The organism is Amycolatopsis sp. cmx-11-51, assembly GCF_047608665.1.
GTDB lineage: Bacteria > Actinomycetota > Actinomycetes > Mycobacteriales > Pseudonocardiaceae > Amycolatopsis.
In genome coordinates this window covers 985,031-1,009,471 of the sequence record NZ_JADNQO010000001.1, presented here as the reverse complement: position 1 = coordinate 1,009,471, position 24,441 = coordinate 985,031, and the positions used below count along the sequence as shown (strand labels likewise).

Here is a 24,441-nt window from a genome sequence, read left to right as displayed (position 1 = left end):
CAGGACCACTCGATCTGGCGGGCCCACCGCGCGGTGAGCAGGCTTGAGGCGTGGAGGTTCTCGATCTCGCTAGGTGGCAGTTCGGCATAACCACCGTCTATCACTTCCTGATGGTCCCGCTGACCATCGGGCTTTCGGTCCTGGTCGCCGGGATGCAGACGGCGTGGGTCAGGACCGGTGATCCGCGCTATCTGAAGATGACCAAGTTCTGGGGGAAACTCCTGCTGGTCAACTTCGCGATGGGCGTGGTCACCGGGATCGTGCAGGAGTTCCAGTTCGGGATGAACTGGAGCGCGTACTCGCGGTTCGTCGGGGACGTGTTCGGCGCGCCGCTGGCGATGGAAGGGCTCGTCGCGTTCTTCGTCGAGTCGACCTTCCTCGGGCTGTGGATCTTCGGCTGGGACAAGTTGCCGAAGAAGGTCCACTTGGCGTGTGCCTGGGCGTACTCGCTGGCGACCGTGGCGTCCGCGTACTTCATCCTGGCGGCGAACTCGTGGATGCAGCATCCGGTCGGGGTCGAATTCGTCGACGGGAAGCCGACGATGAACTCGATCTGGGCGGTGCTGACGAACAACACGGCGCTGGCCGCGATCCCGCATACACTCGCGGGTGCCTTCTCGGTGGCGGCGGCGTTCCTGGTCGGGGTGGCAGGCTGGCAGCTGTGGCGCAAGCGTTCGGAGGACGACGAGCACCGCGCGGTGTGGCGTTCGTCGTTGCGTCTCGGTGGCTGGACCGGTGTGGTGGCGTTCGCGGTGCTGGCGATCACCGGTGACGTGCAGGGCAAGCTGATGTTCGAGCAGCAGCCGATGAAGATGGCGTCAGCGGAAGCGTTGTGCCGCACGGAGAAACCGGCGAGCTTCTCGATCATCGCGATCGGCGACGTCCGGAACGCGAACTGCGAGGACGTCAAGACGTTCACCGTGCCGGCACTGCTTTCGTTCTTGGCGCACAACGACTTCTCGACCGAGGTCAAGGGCGTGGAGAATCTGGTGATCGAGTACCAGGCGAAATACGGCACGAACTATCCGGACGACCCGCAGCTCGGTTCGCTCGCGGGCAAGCCGATCGACTACGTGCCCAGCCTGCCGGTGACCTACTGGGGCTTCCGCGCGATGATCGGCTTCGGCGCGATGTCGGCCGGGATCGGGCTGCTCGCACTGTGGCTGACCCGGCGCGGGCGGATTCCCGGGCAGCGGTGGTTCCCGTTGCTCGTGCTCGGCGGGATCGCGACGCCGTTCATCGGCAACAGCGCCGGCTGGATCTTCACCGAGATGGGTCGTCAGCCGTTCGTGGTGGTGCCGAATCCGACCGGTGTCGACGGAGTGTGGATGTTCACCGCGAATGCGGTCTCGAAGTTGTCCACAGGCGAGGTGTGGACGTCGCTGATCGCTTTGACGACCGTCTACGCGGTGCTCGGTGTCGTCGAGGTCTACCTGATGCGCAAGTACGTGCGCGGCGGTGTCGACGGCGTCATGCCTCCCAAGAAATCGGCCTCGACCAGTAAGAACGACGACCCCGACGGCGGTGACAGCGATGACGACGCACTCGCCTTCGCCTACTGATCACCTCTTGACGTCACCTACCCAGCCCCCCGCCCTTCCCGGGGGACGGCCCCGCACCCAGCGTATCGGGGGTATCGCTCAGGCGGGTTACCCACAGCCAATCTGTGGACAACTCGAGAGGTTGTGGATAACTCAGGGCTACCGGAGGTGGAGATGCCGGATCGGTCGGGGCCGGGTGCTAGTGGCGGGTCGCGAAAGCCACTTTCACGACGCTCAAGGTCTCGAAAGTGGCTTTCGCGACATCCGGGGCGGGTCGGCCGGGGGGCGGCGGGCCGAAGGGGCCCATGGCCGCATCGCACGCAGTGAAAGCGCCCTTCGCCGCGTGGCATGCGGTGAAAGCGTCCTTCAGCTCACCCAGGCGACCCAAGCGACCCAGGCGACCCAGGCGACCCAAGCGACCCAGGCGACCCAAGCGGCCCAGGTGACTGAAGCGGCCCAAGCGGCTGAAGCGCTCGGAGCAACTGAAGCAAGCAGGAGCACCCGATGACCCTCGAAACGATCTGGTTCTGCGTCATCGCCCTCTTCTGGCTCGGCTACCTCTTCCTCGAAGGCTTCGACTTCGGCGTCGGCATGCTCATGCCGGTCCTCGCGAAGGACAACACCGAGCGCCGCGTCATGGTCAACACGATCGGCCCCGTCTGGGACGGTAACGAGGTCTGGCTGATCGTCGCGGGCGGCGCGATGTTCGCCGCGTTCCCCGGTTGGTACGCGTCGCTGTTCTCGGCCGCGTACCTCCCGCTCCTGGTCGTCCTGCTCGCCCTCATCGGCCGCGGCGTCGCGTTCGAATACCGCGGCAAGGTCGACTCCGACCGCTGGCGCCGCAACTGGGACCGCGTCATCGGGATCGGCTCGTGGATCCCGCCGTTCGGTGTCGGCCTGCTGCTCGCGACCACCGTCCTCGGCCTCCCGCTCGACGCCGACGGTGACCGTGTCGGTGGCGCGTTCGCCGCGCTCAGCCTCGAAACCCTGCTCGGCGCGGTCGCGGTCGTCGGGTTCTCGCTGGTCCACGGTGCCGCGTTCCTCGCCCTCAAGACCGAGGGCGACCTCCGCCACCGGGCGCGGAACCTGGCCACCCGGCTACTTCCCGTCGCCCTGCTGCCGCTGCTCGCGTTCCTCATCGTCGTGCAACTCCGCTCGGGTGACCTGTGGACGCTGCTCCTGATCGGCGTCGCCGTCATCGCCGCGATCCTCGCCTGGTTCCGCATCCGCGCGGGCAGGGAAGGGCAGGCGTTCGCCGCGCTCGGCGGGGTCATCGCCGCTTCGGCGGTCGCGATCTTCGTCGCGCTGTACCCGAACGTTCTCCCGTCCACTTTGGACGCGGCCAACACGTTGACGATCGCGGGCGAGGCGTCGAGCCCGTACACCCTGACCGTGATGACCTGGGTCGCGTTGTTCGGCGCGCCCGCCGTCCTGATCTACCAAGGCTGGACGTACTGGGTGTTCCGCAAGCGCATCGGCACCCGGCACATCCCACCGGTGCACGCACCATGACCGAATTTCCCGGCCGCGACACCCTTTCCGCCAAAGAGTCCACAATGGACTCGACGCGACCGGGGAAGGGGCCGCTCGGCGCGCTGGCTCCACTTTCGAGTGCGGCGCGCCGGGCTGCCCTGCGACTCGTCGGAGTACTGTCTTTCGTCAACGCGGTTTTGCTGGTGGGGCAAGGGTTCCTGCTGGCCGATGTCCTCTCCGCGGTCGTCCGCGGAGCACCGGGGGACCGCACCGCCGGACTGGCCGTGCTGCTCGCGCTCGTCGCCGGGCGCGCGTTGACCGGCTGGGCGGTGCGGGTCGTATCCGCTCGCGCGGCCGCCCGCGCGAAGGAGGAACTGCGCGCCAAGGCCATCGACCACGCCCTGCGGCTCGGCCCGGAATGGATCGCCCGTCGCGGCCACGGCGAGCTGACGTCGTTGACCACCAAGGGCCTCGACGCGCTCGACGCCTACTTCACCCAGTACCTCCCGGCGCTGGTGACCGCCGCGATCGTGCCACTCGCCGCCGGCACCGCGATCCTGTTCGCCGACTGGCCATCGGCCGTGCTCATCGCGATCACCGTGCCGCTGGTGCCGCTGTTCGCCATCCTGATCGGCAAACACACCGCCGAGCGGGTCGCCGACGCCGCCGATGCTGAACATCGGTTGTCGGGACAGCTGCTGGAACTCGTCCGCGCGCTGCCGATCCTCAGCGCGTTCCGTCGTGCCGAGGCGCAGGCCGAGACGGTACGGAAGATCTCCGGACGTCATCGCCGCTCGACGCTCAAAACCCTGAAGGTCGCGTTCGCGTCGGCGTTCGCGCTGGAATTGATCGCGACGCTTTCGGTCGCGCTGGTCGCGGTCGTCATCGGCGTCCGGCTGGTGTCCGGCGAACTGCCGCTGGCCATCGGGCTCGGCGTGCTGATCCTCGCCCCGGAGTGCTATCAGCCGCTGCGCGCGGTCGGTGCCGCGTTCCACGCCAGCGAAGACGGCGTCGAGGCCGTTCGCCGGGTCGCGGACGTGCTCGCGGAACCCCTGTCGCCCAACGGTTCCGAGGCGACGGCCAAAGGCGAGATCCGCGTCGAAGGTCTTCGCGTGGCTCGAAGGGGCGGATTCGCGCCGGATGGTGAGACGTTCAGTGTCCGCCCTGGCGAACTGACCTGGTTGCGCGCACCCAGCGGCGGCGGCAAATCGACGACACTCGCCGCGCTACTCGGCTTCGTGCAGGTCCACGATGGGACGATCACCGTCGGCGGCACCAGCCTCGCCGACGCGGATCTCGAGCGTTGGCGCGAGAACGTCGCCTGGGTGCCGCAGTCGCCGGTGTTCGGCGGGGGCACCGTGGGCGATGAGGTCGGCGCCGACGACATCCTCGGCGAATTCGGGCTGACCGGTCTGGCCGAACGACCGATTTCGAAACTGTCGCAAGGACAACGCCAGCGAGTCGCGGTGGCGCGGGCCCTGGTGCGAATCCGGTCGGGTGCGTGGCTGCTCCTGCTCGACGAGCCCACCGCGCACCTCGACGAGGTCAACGCCGGACTCGTCATGGCCGCCGTCTCCAAAGCCGTCGACAACGGTGCCGCCGCGATCATCGCCGCGCACGATCGCCCACCCGGTATCGACATGTCGGCAGATTCGCTGAGGGAGGTCGGCACGACGGACGAGCGGCCTGCGACCCGGCCGGTGCCGTGGCGCGAGTTGCTGCACCCCAGGTTCTTCGGCGGAGCGCTGCTCGGCACCGCCGCCTTGCTGGCCGGGGTGGCGCTCGCCGCGCTTTCGGGCTGGTTGATCGCCAAGGCGTCGCAGCAGCCGCCGATCCTGACGCTGACGGTGATGATCGTCGGCGTGCGGACGTTCGGCCTCGGCCGCGCGGGGCTGCGGTACCTCGAACGGCTGGTCACGCACGACGCCGCGTTCCGGATCGCCGGAAGCCTGCGGGTCCGGCTGTGGCAGTCGCTGGTGCGGCACGGACCGGCTCGGGCGCTTCGGGCCGGTGAGGAGCAGCGGCGGCTGGTCGGCGACACCGACACCGTGCGCGATCTGCTGCCCAGGGTGGTCACGCCGCTGGTCGTGGTCGCTTTGGTGGCCGTGGGCGCCGTCGCGGTCCAGACCGTCGTACTGCCCGAAGCCGGACTCGTGCTGGCGGCCGCTGTGCTGGTGAGCGCGTTCGCGCCGCTGCTCGCGCTTCGGGCGGAACGCCGTGCGACCAGCGCCTTGGCCGAGGGACGGCGGTCGGTGTCGGCGCAGGTGCTGGGCCTGTTCGAAGCCGCCGCCGAGTTGATCGCGTACGGGGTCGACAAGGCGCGACGTCGCCGAATCGCCACGACCGACACCGCCCTGACCGCCGAAGCGCGGCGACAGGCCTTCGGCGCCGGTGCGGCCGACGCCCTGATCATCCTGGCGACGGGTGCCGCCACCGTCGTGAGCACCGGGCTCGCCCTGAGCGCCGTCGCCGCCGGCGCGCTGAACCCGGTTCTCGCCCCCGTGGTCGCCCTGGTGCCGCTCGCGCTGACGGAAGTCCTCTCCCTTCTCCCGCCGGCCGCGCAGCACTGGGACACCCTGCGACAGGCCCGGCTGCGTCTCGCCGCGTGTGATGAACGGACCGTTTCCGACAAAACCCGTTACGAACGGACCGTTCATAACACCGGCGGGGTGCGGATCCGCGACGCCGACCTCGGCTGGCCCGGTACCGATCACCCGGTTCTCACCGGCGTCGACCTCGACATCGCGCCCGGCACACACGTCGCCGTCGTCGGCCCGAGCGGCGCCGGGAAGTCGACACTCGTCGCGGCCCTGCTCGGTTTCCTGAAGCCGAGCAAGGGCGACGTCGCCGTACCCGAGAACGTCGCCTGGGCGCCGCAAGAACCGATGCTCGTCTCGACGTCGGTCGCCGAGAACCTGCGCCTCGTCAAACCGACGGCATCCGAGGCCGACCTGCGAAAAGCCCTGTATCAGGCCTTTCTCGAGGACGTCGAGCTCACCACGATGCTGGACAGCGCGGGCGCCGGGCTGTCGGGCGGGCAGGCGCAGCGGGTCGCGCTCGCGCGTGCCCTGCTCGGCGCCGCGCGTGCCGATCTCGTCCTGCTCGACGAACCGACCGCGCACCTCGACGAACTCACCGCACGTACCGTCCGTGAACGCCTTGGCGAGGCGCTGGCCGGGAAGACCGTCGTGCACGTCACGCACAACGCCGCCGAGGCCGCCGACGCCGACGTCGTCCTGGAGGTGCGAGAGGGTCGCGTCACAGCGCGCACGCCGGTCGGGGCGGACTAATGTCGACAGCGCTCATGGATTCCACGCTTGCCGCGCGCGCCCTGTCCGCCGCCACCGAGATCACCGGCACCGCCCTGTCCGGCGACGACCCGGGCGACGTGCTGGAGACCGTCGTCGCCCGCGCCGTCGAACTGGCCGAGGCGGACCTCGGTCTCGTCATGGTGCGCGCGGACGATGGCCAGGTGGTCGTCGAGGCCGCGCACGGGGCCGCCACCCAGGGCCTCCGTGGACTGGCCTTCGCCGCCGATTCCGCCGCCGGGCAGGTCGCCCGTGGCGGCGAAACCGTGGTGAGCGAGGACTTCACTGTCGATCCCCGCACGGCGCCGTTCGTGCCGCCGGAGTTGCAGGGCTTCGGGCCCTTCGCGGCGTCGGCGTTCGGCGCGGGCGGGAGGGTCCTCGGCGCGCTCACCGTGTACCGCCGCCACGGCGGGGCCCCGTTCTCCGCCGGCACGGTCGAGGTGCTCACCGCCTTCGCGGCGCAGGCGGGCGTGGTGCTCGCACTGGCCGAAGGCGCCAACGCCCGGCATCGCGTGACCCTCTATCAAGAGCGCGAACGCATCGCGCGCGAACTGCACGACGTCATCGTGCAACGCCTTTACGGCGCGGGCATGCAACTCGACCGCGTCCGCAAGAACATGCGGAAACGGTTCGCGCAGGCCGATGGCGCGCGGCTGTCCGAGGCGATCGACCAGCTCGACCAGACCATCGAGGAAATCCGCGGCACCGTGCGCGCCTTGCGCAGCCCGGAGCCCGCGAACGAGACGGTCACCGCCACCGACCTCGCCGAGTCCGCGCGCGGAGAGGTGCGCATCGCGGGCGAGCTGCTCGGCTACCCGCCGACCCTCGAACTGTCGGGTGAGCTGGCCGACATCCCCGCCGAACAGGCGGACCACATCCGCGCCGCCTTGCGCGAAGCACTGTCCAATGTGGTCAGGCATTCCGGGGCGAGCGAGACCCGCGTGACACTCAGCCGGGATGTCGAGGGCGTCAAGCTCCGGGTGCGGGACAACGGGTCCGGTGTGCCGCAAGGGGTCGCCAAACGCGGCCTCCGGCATCTCGCCGAACGCGCGACGACTTCCGGCGGGCGCTTTTCGATCAATTCTTCGCCGAGCTTGGGGACTTTGGTCGCTTTCGACGTTCCGCTCGACCAAGTCGTGTGAAATTAACGGTCTCTGTCGCTCGACAGAGTGACGATTCGCGTTTTTTGATTAATCCGTAACAGCCTGGGTCGGGGCGCGACTATAAGGGTATCGAACGCGCTCGGAGCGCGAATTCCCATCGAAAGGACTCCTCATGTCCTCGGTTCGTCGCGCCCTCGGCACAGCCGTGATCCTCGCCGGATTCTCTGTGTTCGGCCCCGCTTCCTTCGCGTTCGCGTTGTCGGACGCGCCCGCGGTCGCCGATCTGAACTGCGGGAACTTCCAGTTCCAGGAAGACGCGCAGGCGGAGTACGAGAAAGATCGATCCGATCCGCACGGCCTCGACGACGACAAGGACGGAATAGCGTGTGAATCGTTGAAGAAGCGCGGAACGGCGCCGACGAAAACGGTCACACCCACCGTTCCTCCCGTCGTGACGGAAACAAAACCCGCGCGATCCGCGGACAAGGACTGCGCCGACTTCCCGTCGCAGGCCGCGGCGCAGGCCGAGCTGAAGAGAAATCCGCGTGACCCGCACAAGCTCGACGGCGACAACGACGGATACGCCTGTGAGTCCCGGTTCGGAGAGCCCGCGAAATCCGGCCAGGTGAAGGTCAAGCCCGTCGGCGGCGTCGCGACCGGCGGAGGCGGCGAGGAAACCGTCGAAGTCAACGGCGGTCTTCTGGAGATCGGCGCGGTCGCGCTGGCAGGCACGGCCCTGCTGACCGCGTCGGCCGCGGGTGCGTCGCTCGTTCTCCGGCGGCGTGCTGAGCGATGACCAGGGCTCCATGGCGCCGGTGGCCGGTTTTGCTGGGCGCCGGCACCCTTATCGGGGTGGTGCTCGCGGCCGCGCTGACCGCGTGCGCCGGCCCGTCGGCGGGCAAGGTCGCGTCACCGGCGGCACCTTCCACGGTGTCTTCGATGGTGTCCTCGCCCGTCGCGGCCCCTCCGCTCGGGCCCGGGAAACCGGCGACGCTCGAGATCCCGGCGATCGGGGTCCGCACCGGCGAGATCGTCGACCTCGGCCTGGCCGGTGACGGCAGCCTGCAGGTACCGCACGACGCGATCACCACCGGCTGGTTCACCGGCGGCCCGGCACCCGGCGAGATCGGCCCCGCCGTGCTCGCGGGGCACGTCGACTACAAGAAGGTCCCCGGTGTCTTCGTCCGGCTCAAGGAGCTGAAGCCCGGCGACGAAGCCGTCGTTCATCGCAAGGACGGGGTCACCGCGGTGTTCACCGTGTACGCCGTCGAGCGGCACCCGAAAGCGACCTTCCCGACGGAGAAGGTCTACGGCGACACGACCGGGCCGGAACTGCGCCTGATCACCTGCGGCGGGGACTTCGACTCCTCGACCGGCAACTATCTCGACAACGTCGTCGCCTACGGCAAATTGAGCCGCGTTTAATCGGGGTATGCGCACCGTCTACGTCGTCACGCACCCGGAGTCCACCCATCACCTCGATCGCCTCGTGGGCGGCTGGTACGACTCCGAACTCACTCCCGAAGGCGAGCGCGCCGCCGTCGCCATCGCGGAGTCGCTGCACGCGAAGGTGCCGGAGGACGTGGAGCTGTACACCTCGGACTTGCGGCGTGCGGCGCGGACGGCGGAAGTGATCGGCGAAAGGCTCGGGGTGACACCGATTCCGGACCGGCGGCTGCGTGAGAAGTCGTACGGGGAGGCAGGCAGCAAGCCGCAGGAATGGCTGGACAGCCGGTTCGTCCCGCCACCGGCGGCAGGTGAACGGCTGGGACACGACGAGGGAATCCCGGGCGCCGAGACCAAAGGCGCGATGGCCGCGCGGGTCTACGCGGCGATGGACTCGATCCTGGAAAGCGACAGCGAGCACCAAATCGTCGTGACGCACGGCGGCGCGCTCACCTTCGTCATCGCGGCGTGGATCCGGATGCCGCTCGAGTCGGCCGGGTACGTCGACTTCCGCGGTCCACCCGGCAGCGTCACGGTGCTCCGTGAGGACGACTACTTTCACAACCGGCAGGTCGTAAGTCTCGCCGGCAAATGACACGATCTCCCCGGAAAGCCGACGAAGACGTGGAGAGTTGACATGCCGAGGTTCCTGCGAGCCACGGCCCTTGCCGCCGCCGTGGCGGTCGTACCGATTGCTCCGCCCGCCACTTCGGTGGCCGCGACCGAGTCCCGCTGCCCGCGCCTGGCCGACCGGCACGACAAGGTCCTGCAGCCTCGGAACAAGGATTGGCGCACGACCAGCCGGTACCTGACCGACGGCCGCGCCAGCTTCTCGATTCTGCTGGTGGGAACTCTCTTCTTTCTGGCCACCGGACGCTTGATCGAGGCGCTGGGTCTCGTCGAGTAGCGACCGGACGGCATGGGCCTTACGTTCAGTGACGTGGACGATCCGCGCTGCTAGCGTGTCGGGTACGGCTGTGTGGGGGGTAACAGGTGACCGATCCGGTGGTACAGACGGAGATCGTCAAACAAGCCATCGCCTTGTGTTTCACCACTGGTGGCAAGGTGGCCGAGTATCTCTGGAAGAAGCTGTCGGGACGGCGGGACGAGAAACGCCTGCGTTCCGACCCGGCCGCGCTGGAGGCCGCCGTGCGTCGACTGGCCGCCGAAGACCCGGCCGTGGCGGGGGAATTGCGGGAGCTGGTCGGAAGCGTGCTCGCGATGAGTCAGGCCCGACCGCGGATCGTCCCCCGTTCGCCGCACCTGTACGACCGCGTCGGCGCTCAGGCCCAGATGGCCGGTACCGGTGTGGTGGTGCTCTCCGGCCCGTCCGGAGTCGGCAAAACGGCGCTCGCCGAGCATTACGGGACGCGCTCCGGCGGTGCCTATCCCGACGGCGCGTTGCTGATCGACCTCGGGGATCACCGCGACGGCCCGGGAGCGCCGTTGAGGATCAGCCAGGTCAGGGAAGCCGTACTCCAAGCACTGGGAGTGGAGCCGAAGCTCATCACGTCGGGTGCCGGCGAACTGAAAACCCAGTACAACGACCTGCTCGGGCCTTTACGGCTGCTCTTGGTCTTCGACTCGGTCGAAAGCGTCCGCGATCTCCAGGCCCTGGTGCCCCCGGCGCCGATGAGCCTTGTGCTGGCGTTGACGGAAGGTGCGCCCGACGAGCTCGTGACGCAGTATCCCCGGCACGTACCTCTCAGCAGGCTTGAAGAGGGAGCGGACCGGATGCTTTTCGAAGCGATCGCGGGAACCGATCTGCTCACCGCCGATCCCGACGGCACCCACGAAGTCCTCGTCGAATGTGATCGGTTTCCGGCGACGGTGGTCGCCGCGGCCATAGCGGCGAGGCAGCGAGCGGCGCTGGCGGCCCGGCCGCTCAAGCTCCTCGCGGAGGAACTGCGCAGCGGGCGTGCCCTCGGCCCGGTGAGTGCCGCCTTCGACCGGGTCCTCGCCGGACTTCCGCAGCCTGAACAGGAACTTTGCCGGTCGCTGACCGAAATTCCGGGACCGAGTTTCACCCACGAGGCGGCAGCGGCCGTCGTCGGTTGTGCACCGTTCGAGGTCCTTGCCGAGCTGGTGCATCTCCAATCCGTTTTCTTCGTGACCGAGGAGCCCGGCAAGCGGCTTCGGCTGACCAAACAAGCGAGGCAGGCACTCACCCGCGCTGGTCACACCCAGGGTGGTGAAGGATTTCCGCGGCTCGTGCGATTCCATCGCACCCTGGCGGTGCAGGTGGATCACTGGAAGACGCCCGGCGGGCGGCTGCGGCTGTACGACCGGACGCTGCCGAAGGACACCGGTCCCTTGGATCTGGCCCCTGGGCAGGACCCGGTCGAACTGCTCGTCGCCGAAATCCCGGTTTATCGTGCACTGGCGGAACCGGCCCATCACGCCGGACTCCATCACGAGCTGACGCAGATCTGTGGCGCACTGGAAATCGTCGGGCTGCACCGGGGACACCTGCGTGAGCTCGTGGAGATCACCAAATGGGGGATCGCGAGCGCGGAAGCACTCGGCGATGTCCCGCTCCAGCTGAGGACCATCGGGCAGCAGGCACGCCTGCACTCGTTGCTTCAGGAGTTCCCGCGGGCAGAGGCGGAGTTCGGACGGCTGCGGGAGTTGCTTCACCGGTTGGAGTCACCCGAAACCGAAACGAATCGTCAACTCCGCGCGTCACTTTGGGAGTTTCGAGGGCTTTTCCATCGAGAACGGGGGGAGTACACCGAGTCGGCCACGTGCTTCTTCGAAGCACTGAAGATCAGCCGGACACTGGGCGGACTTCCCTTCCGCGGGCAAGGACTGCACGCGAGGATGCTCGCCAACGTCCAGGTGCTGCTCGGCGATCTCACCGGGGCGTTTCACCTGCTCGAAGAAGCAGAGTCGAATACGAACCGGGGGAACGAACGTGACCTCGCCCAGGTCTGGCTGGTCCGTGCGAAGGCGCTGAGCCGATCGGGAACGATGGCCGCCGCGAGACAAGCACTCGACCTGCTGCCGGAAGTCTGGCGCATGGTGGTCCCCACCGGGAGTGATCAGTACGAGCTGGAGATCGCCGAGGCGCTCGGGGACGCGGCGTGGTACTGCGGGAACTTCGATCTGGCGCGGCACCACTGGTCCGGCGTCTGGCAGCGGTTGCAGGCGGTCAGGCATCCGCGTGCCCTTGGCGTGCACGCCAAGATCCTCGACGGGATGCCGCCACTGATCACTCGGTGAGCGCCGAGGCGAACACGTTTCGGGTGCTGTGGCCGGCTCGCACGCGGAACGACCCGGTCATCGGGAGGTTCCGGTCCCTGCGCCAGTACCAGGCGGAAATCGCAGGCAACGGTTCGCCTTTGCCGAAGAGTTCGAAGCCATGTCCTTCGGCGCTCCAGAGCAGGCACCGGTCCACGCCGATTCCCGCGATGATGCCGGCATCAGGACGACGACGAGCGATTTCTCGTGCCCAGTCGGCGAAATCGGCGTTCTCGCCGGTGAACTGGCAGTAGACCACGTCGGCACCTTCGAGTTCGTCCAGAGTGGACAGTTCTTCGTGTGCGACGATGTGACGGCCAAGGGAAACGCCCTGTCCGACCTGTTCACTGGGGAACCGGAATACCGCCAGCTGGTCGAGGTACTGCCGCACCTCGACGGAGAACGTCGCCGGCTCCGTGACGTCCGGAACCGGATCGGGAACGGGACGGAAGACCGCGCGTGCGTCCGGCTCTGCCAGACGCATCAAGTCGTAGAGAACGGGTCGAAGAAGTTCCGCGCACTTCCCGGAAAACTCGACCGCCTGCTCCGCGACATCGGTGAGTGGTTCCGTGGCGCCTGCCTGGTCGACCTGCCGGCGCAGATCGCCGTCCGGATCGAGCCGTGGAGCCCTGACCAGGAGTTCCGCGAGTGGTGAGTCCGGTACCACCGTGGCAGGCTCCCGGCTGCCGATCAGTACCGGGATCTTCGCCGCGGCGGCGTACAGCGCGATGGAGCCTCCGTCCGAGATCAGACAATCCGCGGCGATGACGGTCGCTTGCCAGCCACGCTGGGGCGGGATCACGGCGAGGCCCGCTCGGAGGGCCCGGGACAGCCACGCGCGGATCTGCCACGGACTATGGGCGGCCCAGGCGCCCGGATGCACGATGAGGCTGAATTTGTACTCGTCGACGGGGAACTCGGTGAGCAGACGCGCGGGCAGGCTCGGATCGGTGCCAAGGAGGGAATCGGGTCCCCAGGTCGAGGCCAGTACGACGTGCTTGCGTTCACCTACGTCGAGCAGCCGCCGGTAGCGGGCCGCGCGATTGAGACTGGCGAGCATCCTGTCGTGGCAGGGGTCGCCGACCACGACGGCGTTCGGCTCGGCTTGTGGACAGTTCTGACGGAGGTAGCGCAGTTGGTTGCTGTGCGAAAGACCGATCCGCTTGGGCACGACGTGACCGTCGCGGACCAACCGCGCCGGATTCAGGCCCGAAATGACCCTCTGGTGCGGGTAGAGCTTCTGGTGCCCGATGCCGTGCGGCACGAGCAGGACGGGCGCCTTCAACCGGTGGAGTTCGTCGTTCTCACTGGCGGCTATCGCGAGGTCGAACCGGGTTTCGACAGCCTGATCCCAGGAGATGACCTTCGCGTCCAGTGAGGCGAGGAACTCACTGACTCCAGAGGACAGGATCGCCGGTTCTCGCTCGTTGTGGGTGAACACGACCTGGACTCGCGGATCGTCCTTCAGAAGCGACAGGACGTCGAGCAGCCGGGTCAAGGTGGTCACGGTGCGGACGACGACCAGAACGCGATGGGAGAACCGGACCGTGAGCCACTGATCGAACTCGGGGTCGACCGGGACCTTCGCCCAAAACGACGGGGGGGGGGTACTTATTTCGCGCACTACCTGTCCCGGCGTGCGATCCACGCCGCTGCCTGCGTGCGCCGCTGCATGCCCAGCTTCGCGAGGACGGACGTAACGTAGTTCTTCACAGTTTTCTCGGCGAGGAACAGGCGTTCCGCGATCTCGCGGTTGGACATGCCCTGCCCGATCAGGTCCAGTACCTCGCGCTCGCGTTCGGTGAGCGACCCGAGTTCGTCCTCGGGCGGATGCCGCAGCTTGTCCAGCACCCGCGCCGTCGACAGCGGGTCGAGCAGCGACCGGCCCGCCGCGACCTCGCGGACCGCGTTGACGACGTCCTGACCGCGGACCTGCTTCAGCAGATACCCGGCGGCGCCCGCCATGATCGCACCGACCATGGCCTCCTCGTCGTCGAACGCGGTCAGCATCAGGCACTGCGGCGGGTTCGCCTTCGAGCGCAGTTCACGGCAGAGCGCGATGCCGTCCCCGTCGCCGAGGCGCACGTCGACCACCGCGACGTCCGGCTCGACGTGCATCGCCACGGCCAGGGCCTCGTCGACCCCGCTCGCCTCGGCGACGACCTCGATATCGGGCTCGTCGGTGAGGAGGTCACGCAGACCGCGCCGCACCACCTCGTGGTCGTCGATGAGCAGCACCTGGATCGGCATACCCCCACGGTACTTCGTCGCCTTGGCGACCACCCGATCCACCAGCGGAGACGGCAGTTCGGCCCGCTCGCGATGCCATCCGCGAAGCGTAGACCGTCTTGATCAGGCGGCCGCCCAGAAAACCGCCTTGGCGATCTGTGCGTACAAGCCCTTCGGGTGATCGCGGAACAGCGGCTCGGTGCCGAACAGCACCACCCGTCCGCCGAGCCCCGAAGTGCCGGAGACGACGGCCGCCTGTCCGGCCGCTTGCAGTGGCCCGCCTGTCCCGTCGTCCCGCGTCCGCCAATGCCCCGCGACCAGCGGATTCCCGCTCGCGTAGCGCTGCTCGACGCTGACCGAAGAGCCGAGATCGGTGAACCAGAACGGCCCGTAGGCAAACGAGTCGGGCAGCGCGCCGGCACCGATCGGACCGGTGCCGTTGACGACCGAAACGACGCCGTTGCCGTCCTCCCAGCCCGCGACCGGACGCGCTTCGAGAAGTCCCCCATCAGTGTTGAACCGCGCGCCCGTGGCGCCGCGGGTGACCACGCCACCGCGGGTGAGAAAGGCACGCAAAGCGTCCTTCGCGGCGGGGTTGAGATCGGTGTATCGCAGTCCCGAAGAGACGAACAGCAGGTCGATCCGTGACCAGTCGAAGCCAGCGTTGAGCACCGCCGCCGACACCGGCCGGACGTCGAATCCCATGTCCCGCAACGCTTTCATTTCATCCGGGCCGACGGCTCCCGCGATCGTCTTGCGGCTGAGCGGAGTCGAGGTCCCCCGCGCTTCGGCGAACCGGACGCCGTAGCGGTCCGCCACTTCGGCCGCGGCGGGGCGAGCCGACGCGGGGACGACGATCGAGCCGTCGGCCGCGCGTCCCAGTGCGAGGCCGCGGTTCAGCAGATCGTTGGCGGCGCTGACGTCCTTGCCGTCGACGAGCTTCAGCGCGAGATCCCGGCCGGGCGCCGCGTCGATGCCGCCGGTGGGCGAAGCCGCGGCGACGTCGTGCGCCCGGACGTCGAGCCCGCCCTGCTCGACGATGTCGACCGAAGCACCCCACAGCAGGCGATGGCTCCAGCCGGAGATGTCGTACATGACCGGCACCTTCGCCGAGATGTCGCTGCCCCGCTCCAGCATCACGTTCGCCAGGCCGCGTTTGGGCTGGTGCATGTCGACCAGATACGAACCGGCCGGATAACGCCGCCCGGCCGCCGAGAAGGCGCGATCCGCCTGGCGTACGCGGACATCGTTGGCCACCAAGTGATCGACGAGCCGCGAAGCCGCGACGGCCGAGCGCTGGCCCGCGCCGGCGGGGATGACGTACGCACGCGGGAATTCGGTGCGGTAGCGGTCTTCCGGCCCGAATCCGGGCACGAACCCGTCCGGGATCTCACGCTGTGCCTCGCCCGCGCTACCTCGGCGGAACATCTCGATCTGGTTCGCGATCAGCTCACCGCGATTGCGGTCGACGTAGTTCAGCGTGCTGCCGATGGTGGCCTCGACGACCTCGGTGTTGATCACCGAACGCCGCCGCAGTTCCTCGACGGGCAGCGTTTCGTAGTCCGCGTTGTTGACCCGCATCGGGATCTCGATCGTGAACGACACCGCGCCGTGGTACATCGCGTACTGGGCGGTGTAGATCGGCGCCCAGCCGTCCCAGCTGCCGGGTTCGTAGTCGCGGAACGGGATCTCGGGCTTCGCCGTCTCCGGCCGTCCGAGTGCCTTGACCGCTTGCTCCATGCCGAGACCGTTGGCGTATCCGTGCTTGACGTAGAGGTCGAAGTCGTAGTTCTGGCCGTGCGGCGGCGTGGTCGGCTCGATGAGCGTGTTCGCGACGTAGCCGTGTTCGTCCAGCATCATCAGCGGCTGCTTGCCGATGGCGATGCCGCGCATGGCCCGCACTTCCGGCTGCGACGCGGTGACGAAGTCGCGGTTCGGGTCGAAGCCCGCCGACGTCTGCCGGGTACCGGCGACGCGACCGTCCGGATTGGCCGTGACGTTGAAGTAGAAGCGGTTCCGCTTCAGCAGTTCGGCGGTCTTGGGATCGTTCGACGTCGCCAGCTTCTCGATGACGCGGAGCGCGCCGTCGGTGCCTTCCCATTCGTTGCCGTGGATGTTGTTGTTGATCCACACCGGCGCCTTGTACCCGTGGCGCAGGAACGGGTCGCGCGCGGCACGGGCCGGGTCGTTCTCGATCAGCGATCGCCACGCGTCCTGCCGCCGCGTCTGATGAGGGCTCTCCGGCGCGGTGAGCGTCACCAGGTAGAGGTCCCGGCCGAGGCCGGACCGCCCGGCGATCTCGACCGAGATCCGGTCGCTGCGCGCCTGCAACGCGTTCAGCTCCGGCGCGATCGCGTGGTACGGCGCGAGCCCGAGCTTGATCGACTTGTCGGCCGTGTTCTCCGGATGGACGCGCAACTTCGTCTTGCGTGGATAGCCGGAGTGGTCGCCCGCGACGTTCTCGCCCGCCGCCCGTGCGGCGCTCATCGGCGGGTCGGTCGCGGCGACCTCGTTGCGTTCCGGCCCGTTGCCGGGGTCGCGATGCGTCGTCGGCGGTGGTGCCGCGTACGCCGGCGCGGCGACCGCGCTCAGGGAAAGCAGCAGAGCCAGGACCATGGTGCGAGCCGAACGCGACAAGGGCCACCTCCGAAGACGTCGGCACAGTGTTTCCGCTCGCCAAAGACGTCACAAGACCCGAAAGGCGGCTAATCGGACGCAGGGACTACTTCTTCTCAGCGGCGACGTGGGGGTCGGTGGTCTGCTCGGTGGCTGGCAGATCGCGGTCAGGGCTAACGCTCGGGCGCCGGAAACCGGTGCTCGTTCCGGTCGATCTTGGCGTTGGCCGCCTCGATCAGGTCGACGCCGAGGCTGTTCGCCAGCTGGAGGAGATACAGCGTGACGTCGGCGATTTCGTCGACGACGTTGTGCGCCAGGTCGGGGTCGGAACGCCACTTCGCGGACTCCTCCGGGGTGAGCCACTGGAACAGCGAAGTCAGCTCGCCGACTTCGCCGGATAGTGCCATGACCAGGTTCTTCGGCGTGTGGAACGGTTCCCAGGCTCGTGCCGCGGCGAAGTCACGGAGGCGCTGGTTGAGGTCTTCGAGAGTCACGTGCCGTGCCTACCAGATCGTCACGGTGCGCAAACGGCCGTATGGCGGACGGGCGTTGACGTGCAAATTGCAACTTGCATAGCGTCATTCGCATTCGCTCTCGCATGCTTTCCATCGCGTTCGTGCCGGGTGCGGCCCTGGTACTGGTCGCGTTGTGCCTCGGCGATTCCTCGTCAACACCACGCGGTCCAGGCTCGATGCCGCCGCCGGAAAACTCACGGAAAGTAGCCGTCGGTTTTACCGGGATCTCGTCGGAAGCGCGGACTGGAGCCGGTTCGGCGCGGTCGAAACCGCGTCGAGCGCGGCCACGCCGCCTCCCGTCGGCCAGGACGCCTGGCGCGTCGCCGCCGGGCACGGGGTGTCAAGCGGTGCTTACGCCGCCGCCGCGGAGGTTTCGCTGCTCGCGAGGGCGGTGATGGCGGTCGTGATGCTGCTCGCCCGGCGACTCCCGATCCCGATCATCCGCTGCCCGGCACGCTCGAAGCGGCGCCGCTGAGCTGGTCACACCGCGTGCCCGACTACGCCGAAAAGAGCACGCTGTTGGCCCACACGCGTCGGCGAACCGGTCGGGCAGACTTGTCCGGGTGAGTTCGACGACGGATCTGCGCCCCTACCTGCGCACCTTGGACGCGGAGACGCTGGCGGACCTGCTCCATGCCCACGCTGAGCGTGACCCTGTGTTACGTCAAACCCTGGAGAACCGATTCGTCACCCAGGGGAGTGACCTCGCCGAGGCGCACCGCCTCCTCGACACCGCCGTGATGGCAGGCAACGTCGAGTACGCCGCGAAGGTCGGCTCCGTGCTCGACACGCTTCAGCGCCTCCTCGACGCCGGCAGCCGGGCCGATCTGGCGCCGCTCGCCCGTCGGACCGTCGACGACATCAGCGAGATGCTGGAGCAGATCGACGACACCTCGGGCGAGGTCGCGGACCGGCTGGACCGGGCGGTCGAGCTGTACGCCCGGGCCTGCGTCGCGCGCCCGCCGGACCAAGAGGGCCTGGCCCGCTGGATCCTCGAAGTAGAGTTCGACGGACCCGGCTGGCCGGTCATCGAGCTGGCCGACTTCGCTTCCGCTTTAGGGGACAAGGGGATCACGCTGATCAGGTCCACTGTGGACAGCGTGCTCGCGGAGCAGGTGCCCGGGGCGAAACGCGAGACGGCCGAGCGGTTGCGCGAGGAACTGGCGGAGGTGTCCGGCGATGTCGACGCACTCGTCGCGATCCTCGCCGCCAAGCCGCCGCGGGTCGACGTCAGCCTCAAGATCGTGCGGGTGCTGCGCGCGGCGGGACGGCACAGCGAGGCCATCGCGCACGCGGCGCGGGCGCTCACGCACGACAAGAAGGAGGAGGCACCTCCGCTCGAAGAGGAGCCGTTTCCCTTGTCGCGCAAGGACTTCGACGAGCGACCCGGCGCCGCGGCGTATCTCGCGCTGCGCGAAGAGTCATGGGAAACGGGGCGGTGGGTCGCGCAGCGCAAGACCGCGCTGGCCCGGTTGCGCGAACTCGCCGCGGAAAGCACGGAGGCCGCCGACGAACTCGTCCGCGCGCTGCTCGGCGAGGATCGCGCCGACGAGGCCTGGCGGGCGGCGGTGCGTTTCGAAGCCTCATTGCCGGTGCGCGTCGAACTCGCGGATTCGCGTTCCATAGCCCATCCGGCCGAAACAATTCCCATCTACCGGGAGCATGTCGAAGAATTGATCACGCGAAAAGATCCGAACTCCTACCGTGAGGCCGCCCGGCAACTGCGTAAACTGCGCACCGCGCACAAAAAGTCTGGTACCGCTGAAGAATTCAGCTCGTACCTCGGTACGTTGGTGGAAATACACAAACGCAAGACGCGGCTGATCGCCGAGGTCAAAGCGGCGAGAATCGCGATTCCGAAATCGGTCAAGGCGTAACCACGCGCGCCGCCGGTCGTTATTCGAAGCGAACCGAGGAAACCCGGCGGAGAAAGGTCGAGCCACACTGGCGGGCCGTTGAAGTCGCGGTGGTCCTGAACCGGTGTCCGCCCGCGCCCTCCCCGCGACCTGGACCCCGCGTTTCGCGCCAAGGACCACCGCGACGAGCCCGTATCCATGAGTCCGGTCCGAGAATCGTCGGGCCCGCTACGCACCCGCGGCCCGCTCGGTGAAAACATGTGATTCATGAGTCCGGTGAGTCGTGCCCGCAAGAAGGCAGCCCAGCCCTCCACCCCGAGTGTGACGGGTCTCTTCAAGGACGTCCTGCGGGACTTCTCGGCCCTCGGTGCCGCACCCGAGGTGCTCGACGTCGAGCTGCTGACCTCCGAGGTGCTCGGCCAGTGGTGGGACATCGAGGTCGAGGAGGACGAAACGCCGCTGGGCCTGGAGCTCATCGCGTTCGCGGCCCGGAAGATCACCCCCGCCGCGGCCGCGCTGCTCGCCGGACTGCGCGTGCTCGCCGAGACCGAGGAAGAGCGCGAGGCGGCCGCCGCGGCGCTCGACACCGTGCTGGGCCGCGGCATCCCGGAGCCGGAGTGGGCGGCGGACCTGGCCGCGGTGACCGTCGGGGACTGCTGGCGGACCGGAGACGTCTTCGGTGACGAGTCCTCCCTTCTCTGTGTCTTCTCCCGCGGCGGTGTCGAGCACGGTCTGCTCGCACTCGTCGACTTCACCGAAGGCGGCCGGATCCGGGACGTCGTCGTGGTCGACAAGCCGCACGACGTGCTGTCCGAGATGCGGCAGCAGGCCGCCGACGACCCGGAGCTGGTCACACTGGAGCGGGTCCTGCCCGAGCGTGCCCACCAGCTGCTCGCGGACGGACTGGCCGCGACGGACGTCGTCGAGGAGCCCGACGTCAGCGAGGACTACGCGCGGTTCCACGCGCTCGCGCTGGCCTGGATCCAGACCCTCCCCACCCCCGAACCGTCGCCCGAGATCACCGAGTGGCCCGAGCAGGTCCGCGAAGAGGTCGTCGCCGACTTCATCGGGTCCGGGCTCGTGGAGGACACCGAGGCGACAAGGTTCTACGCGCGCCTGCTCGTCGACTACGGCTGCGAGACCGAGCCGGGCAGCCCCTTGCGGGTCGGGCCCGAGAAGCTTGCCCGGTTCCTCGAGTCGCTGCTCGACGGTGAATTCGAGGTCGACGAGGCGTACGAGGACGCGCTGGAGCCCGCACTGCTCGGCTGGGTCACCTGGGCCGCCGACCGCGCCGGCCTCCCCGAGGCCGCCCGCGTGGCGCTGCTGGAGAGCGCGACCGAGTTCCTGGAGGAGTTCGCGCAGGACGAGGACTCCACGCTCGACGTCTACTTCGACGGTTCAGAGGGGATCGAGGACCCGGCGGAACTCGCGGAAGCACTCGAGCGCCGGATGTTCGCCGTGCCGACGGTCTACGCGGAGATCGGCGACGAGGAGCTGGAACTCGAGCCCACCGACCCCGAACAGCGCCGCCTGCTCGTGATCGGTGAGCACCCCGAGTACCACGAGGCGCTGGCCGAGGAGACCTTCGACGGCGAGCCGCGGATGCGGCTCGCGCTCAAGACCACGATCGTCGACCAGCTCTGGGCCGACGAGCCCGCCGAGGTCTGGCGGGCCGTGCGGCGGCTGAGCGACACCGGACAGGACCGCGACGAGATCTTCGGGCACCTCGTCGACGCGCTGGCCGCCCAGCTCACCGAAGCCGGCGAACACGAAATGGACTACGACCTCGACGACTACCGGAAGGCACTCGGCGACCTCGCCTGACGACGCTTTCCCCCGGATCACGACCTCTCCCGGCCTTGCCATCCCACCCAGTTCCATCTAGTCTGTCTAGATGGAAGCATCCACCTGGCAAGTGCAGGACGCCAAGCAGCGGCTGAGCGAGCTGCTGCGCCGGGCCGCGGCCGAGGGGCCGCAGTTCGTCACCAAACATGGGGAGGAGGTGGCCGTGGTGCTGGACATCATGGATTACCGCAGGCTGGCCGGAGGCGGTGAAGCCGTCGATTTCAAACTCGTGCTCTCCGGTGAGCAGCACCATCCCGAACACGGGGAGACGCTGGCCGACGTGCTGGAGGAGATCGCCGCCGAACGCGCGGAGGATCTGCCGAGGGATGCCGTGGAGGTGAGCGGGTGAGCTTTCTGCTGGACACGAACATCGTGTCCGAGGCCCGGCGCCGCACGCGGAACCCGGGTTTCGCCCGGTGGTGGGGCGGGGTGTCATCGAGCAGGCTCTATCTGAGCGTGCTGACCGTGGGAGAGATCGAGAGGGGGATCGGCAAACTCAGGCATCGAGGAGATCAAGGCCGGGAGCGGGCGGACGCGCTGGCCGACTGGCTGGCCGGGCTCACCGCGCAGTTCTCGGAACGGATCCTTCCGGTGACCGCCGAAATCGCGGCCGAATGGGGCAGGCAGTACGCGCCGAGGAAAGTGCCGTCCGTCGACGGACTGATCGCCGCGACCGCCCGGATCCACGAGCTGACCCTGGTCACCCGGAATCTAGCCGACATGGCCGGACTCGGGGCGCAGGTGCACAACCCGTTCGACTGAGGAAGGGATCAAGACGTCCGGACGTCTTGATCGGCCGCGCTCAGTCGGGCGTCGCTCAGTCCAGTGATGCTCAGTCCAGTGTTCAGATTCGGGTGTTCAGCCCAGTGGCGCGGCCGGGGTGCCCTTGCTTTCCGTGACTTCCGGCTTCTTCCTGCGACGGTCCCCGCGGGCGTCGTCGAAGTCGACGACGAAGGCGCCGGCGGCCATGGCCACCAGGAGTGCGAGTCCGAGAATCGAGCCGACCCAGGTCAGGATGATCGAGAACATCGTGAGCCTCCTCCCTGCTCAAGGTCCTTTTCGAGACCTCTTGTTCCCCTGACACAAGGGTCGCCTCGGGGGCCTGTAGCCGGTATCGGCCAACCGGTTACACGTACTGAGCGTGGATCGGCCGATCGGCCGAGGGAACCCGCTCACCGGTCGCGGTACGCGACCGCCCGGTACCGCCGGCTCGCCGGGGGTGCGAAGGCTGGTGCTTGTGAGGGAACAGTCGGAATTCGCCCGTGTGATCGGCTTCCGGCGGAGTGATCTTGGCTGTCGTCGTGAAACGCTCGCCGTGAGTAGAGAATCCGTGAGTGTCCGGTTACGGAATGTCCTCATTCAAAGCTTGCGCAGCCGGACCCGGTTGATCGTGTGGTCGGCGTCCTTGCGGAGGACGAGGGTCGCGCGAGGCCGCGTCGGCTTGATGTTCTCCATCAGGTTGGGCTCGTTGATCGTGCGCCACAGGTGGCGCGCCTCGGCCCGTGCCTCGTCGTCCGGGAGCCCGGCGAAGTGGTGGAAGTGTGACGCGGGGTCAGCGAACGCGGTGTGCCGCAGTTTGAGGAAGCGCTCGACATACCAGCGCTCGATGTCGGTCGTCGGCGCGTCCACGTAGATCGAGAAGTCGAACAGATCGGAGACGGTGAGCCGGGGGCCGGGCTGGAGGACGTTGAGTCCCTCGATGATCAGGATGTCGGGTCGCTGAACGACCTGTTCTTCGCCGGGAAGTATGTCGTAGGCGAGGTGCGAGTACACCGGCGCGCTGACCCGTTCCGCCCCGGACTTCACATCGGTGACGAACCGCAGCAGGGCCCGCCGGTCGTAGCTCTCCGGGAATCCCTTGCGGTGCATGATGCCGCGCCGGACCAGTTCCGCCCGCGGATGGAGGAACCCGTCGGTGGTGACCAGGTCGACCCTGGGGTGATCCGGCCAGCGGGCGAGCAGGGTGCGCAGGATGCGCGCGGTCGTCGACTTGCCGACGGCGACACTTCCGGCGATCCCGATGACGTAAGGCACCTTGGTGCCCCGACTGTCTTCACCGAGAAAGGTGGTGGTGGCTTCGTACAACCGTTGCCGGGCGGCGACCTGGAGATTGATCAGCCTGGAGAGCGGCAGATAGACCTCGGCGACCTCGGTCAGGTCGACCTGCTCACCGAGACCGCGCAGTCGCAGCAGTTCCGCGGCGGTCAGTGGCAGGGGGGTGGACCTGCGCAACTCGCGCCACTGCTCACGGTGCAGCTCGACGTAGGGACTGAGTTCACGGACCCGCGGCATCGCACACTCCTCGCCCGTCACCTGCGCTGGCGCCGTACAAAAGCCGTGTTGACGAGTTCTCGGCGGATAATCGTGCCTCGAACCGGATGAAGCCGCTTTAACGGTAGGGCTTACGGCTCGTGAACGCGCTGCGATGTGATGTAGCCCGCTTCGGGGCGTCAGCGCCTGTAGTGAACTCACATCCGCGATCGACGTCGGCAGGACGCGGCCTGGTCATTCACCTCGCCGATGCGGAGAAGGCGCGCTGCCACCGCGATAGCGGGCCTTCTGCCATGGCGGGGTCACGCGTTCGGTCACTTTCGGAGGTACATCTCGGCTCTGCCGACAGGCTCTTACCGTCCGTTACGGGAACGGCCGGGGGTGAAGACCTCATCCCACGCCGCGGCGACCTGCCGGGCGCAGGAGGCGGGCGCGACCCCGCCGACGCCGGTACCGAGCCCGGGCATCGCGATCGTGTGCACCAGATCACGGACCCGGCCCTGGTCGAGCCTGCCGTCGCGCCACTGCTGGAACACCGCCCTGGCGGCAAGGTACGGGTGCACGGTGTCGCGAGGGAGGCGTTCGCCAGGTTCCCTCATCGTCGGCGCGCTGATCAGCCAGGCGGGCTCCGCCTCACCGGTGGGCACGATCACGGCCTCGCCGATCGGGAGTTCCCCGCCGTGGTAGGCGAGCACGGCGCTGCGCACGTTCTGCTCGACACCGGGGTAGGCGCGGGCGTAGACGGCGTCGATGCCGCCGCGCATCCAGCCGTAGGAGTTCGCGGGGCTGACGACGGCTTGCGCGACGACGTCGAGCACCGACCCGCGGTGCACGAAGACCCGTCCGTCCACAGTGTCCGCGACGGTGGTCCAGGCTTGCGCGAGCAGGTCATCGACGGCGCACAGCACCAGCTCCGGGGTGGGATGGTCGGGCAGGGGAGCGAAAGAGGAGCCGACATCCTCGTGGCCGGTGTGCGTGCCCGGTTCGGCGGTCACCCG

21 protein-coding genes are annotated in these 24,441 nt (G+C 68.3%); 14 read left to right on the top strand and 7 right to left on the bottom strand.

What is annotated here, in order from left to right; all coding sequences use genetic code 11:
- Positions 1 to 50: 50 nt before the first annotated feature.
- The 9 genes from ACM6LU_RS05120 to ACM6LU_RS05080 all read left to right on the top strand — a co-directional run bounded on the left by ACM6LU_RS05120 (position 51) and on the right by ACM6LU_RS05080 (position 12,093).
- Positions 51 to 1,562: a cytochrome ubiquinol oxidase subunit I gene (locus tag ACM6LU_RS05120; RefSeq protein ID WP_414936378.1), complete on the top strand. Its 1,512-nt coding sequence runs from the start codon at positions 51 to 53 to the stop codon at positions 1,560 to 1,562.
- Positions 1,563 to 2,045: 483 nt separating this feature from the next.
- A complete protein-coding gene (gene cydB / locus ACM6LU_RS05115) occupies positions 2,046 to 3,053 on the top strand; it encodes a cytochrome d ubiquinol oxidase subunit II (RefSeq protein WP_414936377.1) in 1,008 nt (335 codons plus the stop codon).
- Entirely contained in the window at positions 3,050 to 6,304 is a 3,255-nt protein-coding gene (gene cydC, locus ACM6LU_RS05110) for a thiol reductant ABC exporter subunit CydC (protein ID WP_414936376.1), read from the top strand. The genes cydB and cydC overlap by 4 nt, the downstream gene beginning before the upstream one ends.
- A gap of 14 nt (positions 6,305 to 6,318) precedes the next feature.
- Positions 6,319 to 7,464 carry a GAF domain-containing sensor histidine kinase gene (locus tag ACM6LU_RS05105; RefSeq protein WP_414936375.1) on the top strand — a complete coding sequence of 382 codons (1,146 nt, stop codon included), beginning with the start codon at positions 6,319 to 6,321 and terminating at the stop codon, positions 7,462 to 7,464.
- Positions 7,465 to 7,597: 133 nt separating this feature from the next.
- Entirely contained in the window at positions 7,598 to 8,221 is a 624-nt protein-coding gene (locus ACM6LU_RS05100; RefSeq protein ID WP_414936374.1) for an excalibur calcium-binding domain-containing protein, read from the top strand.
- Positions 8,218 to 8,850, top strand: coding sequence for a class F sortase (locus tag ACM6LU_RS05095; protein ID WP_414936373.1), 633 nt, complete (start codon positions 8,218 to 8,220; stop codon positions 8,848 to 8,850). The genes ACM6LU_RS05100 and ACM6LU_RS05095 overlap by 4 nt, the downstream gene beginning before the upstream one ends.
- A 7-nt stretch (positions 8,851 to 8,857) precedes the next feature.
- A complete protein-coding gene (locus tag ACM6LU_RS05090) occupies positions 8,858 to 9,466 on the top strand; it encodes a histidine phosphatase family protein (protein ID WP_414936372.1) in 609 nt (202 codons plus the stop codon).
- Between the two features lie 42 nt (positions 9,467 to 9,508).
- Positions 9,509 to 9,778: a hypothetical protein gene (locus ACM6LU_RS05085; RefSeq protein ID WP_414936371.1), complete on the top strand. Its 270-nt coding sequence runs from the start codon at positions 9,509 to 9,511 to the stop codon at positions 9,776 to 9,778.
- 86 nt (positions 9,779 to 9,864) lie between these two features.
- Complete coding sequence (locus ACM6LU_RS05080) at positions 9,865 to 12,093, top strand: hypothetical protein (protein ID WP_414936370.1); 2,229 nt, start codon at positions 9,865 to 9,867, stop codon at positions 12,091 to 12,093.
- Here ACM6LU_RS05080 and ACM6LU_RS05075 read toward each other — a convergent pair.
- The 4 genes from ACM6LU_RS05075 to ACM6LU_RS05060 all read right to left on the bottom strand — a co-directional run bounded on the left by ACM6LU_RS05075 (position 12,083) and on the right by ACM6LU_RS05060 (position 17,450).
- Positions 12,083 to 13,618: a hypothetical protein gene (locus ACM6LU_RS05075; RefSeq protein WP_414936369.1), complete on the bottom strand. Its 1,536-nt coding sequence runs from the start codon at positions 13,616 to 13,618 to the stop codon at positions 12,083 to 12,085. The genes ACM6LU_RS05080 and ACM6LU_RS05075 overlap by 11 nt on opposite strands.
- 116 nt (positions 13,619 to 13,734) lie before the next feature.
- Complete coding sequence (locus tag ACM6LU_RS05070; RefSeq protein ID WP_020632829.1) at positions 13,735 to 14,361, bottom strand: response regulator; 627 nt, start codon at positions 14,359 to 14,361, stop codon at positions 13,735 to 13,737.
- A 102-nt stretch (positions 14,362 to 14,463) separates the two neighbouring features.
- Positions 14,464 to 16,956: a M14 family zinc carboxypeptidase gene (locus ACM6LU_RS05065; RefSeq protein ID WP_414936368.1), complete on the bottom strand. Its 2,493-nt coding sequence runs from the start codon at positions 16,954 to 16,956 to the stop codon at positions 14,464 to 14,466.
- A gap of 173 nt (positions 16,957 to 17,129) precedes the next feature.
- The gene (locus ACM6LU_RS05060) at positions 17,130 to 17,450 is read right to left on the bottom strand and encodes a nucleotide pyrophosphohydrolase (RefSeq protein WP_414936367.1); all 321 of its coding nucleotides are present in this window, start codon (positions 17,448 to 17,450) and stop codon (positions 17,130 to 17,132) included.
- A 154-nt stretch (positions 17,451 to 17,604) separates the two neighbouring features.
- On the opposite strand from ACM6LU_RS05060, the gene ACM6LU_RS05055 reads away from it, so the two are divergent.
- From ACM6LU_RS05055 to ACM6LU_RS05035, 5 genes are all read left to right on the top strand, one after another.
- Positions 17,605 to 17,946, top strand: coding sequence for a hypothetical protein (locus tag ACM6LU_RS05055; protein WP_414936366.1), 342 nt, complete (start codon positions 17,605 to 17,607; stop codon positions 17,944 to 17,946).
- An 88-nt stretch (positions 17,947 to 18,034) separates the two neighbouring features.
- Positions 18,035 to 19,348, top strand: a complete 1,314-nt coding sequence (locus ACM6LU_RS05050; RefSeq protein WP_414936365.1) for a hypothetical protein — start codon at positions 18,035 to 18,037, stop codon at positions 19,346 to 19,348.
- 246 nt (positions 19,349 to 19,594) lie between these two features.
- Complete coding sequence (locus ACM6LU_RS05045) at positions 19,595 to 21,151, top strand: DUF1841 family protein (RefSeq protein WP_414936364.1); 1,557 nt, start codon at positions 19,595 to 19,597, stop codon at positions 21,149 to 21,151.
- Between the two features lie 70 nt (positions 21,152 to 21,221).
- The gene (locus ACM6LU_RS05040) at positions 21,222 to 21,521 is read left to right on the top strand and encodes a type II toxin-antitoxin system Phd/YefM family antitoxin (protein ID WP_414936363.1); all 300 of its coding nucleotides are present in this window, start codon (positions 21,222 to 21,224) and stop codon (positions 21,519 to 21,521) included.
- A complete protein-coding gene (locus tag ACM6LU_RS05035; protein ID WP_414936362.1) occupies positions 21,518 to 21,934 on the top strand; it encodes a type II toxin-antitoxin system VapC family toxin in 417 nt (138 codons plus the stop codon). Before ACM6LU_RS05040 ends, ACM6LU_RS05035 begins: the two co-directional genes overlap by 4 nt.
- A 96-nt stretch (positions 21,935 to 22,030) precedes the next feature.
- Here the strand turns inward: ACM6LU_RS05035 and ACM6LU_RS05030 are convergent, their stop codons facing one another.
- The 3 genes from ACM6LU_RS05030 to ACM6LU_RS05020 form a co-directional block, all read right to left on the bottom strand.
- Entirely contained in the window at positions 22,031 to 22,201 is a 171-nt protein-coding gene (locus ACM6LU_RS05030; RefSeq protein WP_414936361.1) for a hypothetical protein, read from the bottom strand.
- Positions 22,202 to 22,531: 330 nt separating this feature from the next.
- Complete coding sequence (gene coaA / locus ACM6LU_RS05025) at positions 22,532 to 23,464, bottom strand: type I pantothenate kinase (RefSeq protein ID WP_414936360.1); 933 nt, start codon at positions 23,462 to 23,464, stop codon at positions 22,532 to 22,534.
- Positions 23,465 to 23,796: 332 nt separating this feature from the next.
- Complete coding sequence (locus ACM6LU_RS05020; RefSeq protein ID WP_414936359.1) at positions 23,797 to 24,438, bottom strand: macro domain-containing protein; 642 nt, start codon at positions 24,436 to 24,438, stop codon at positions 23,797 to 23,799.
- Positions 24,439 to 24,441: the final 3 nt, after the last annotated feature.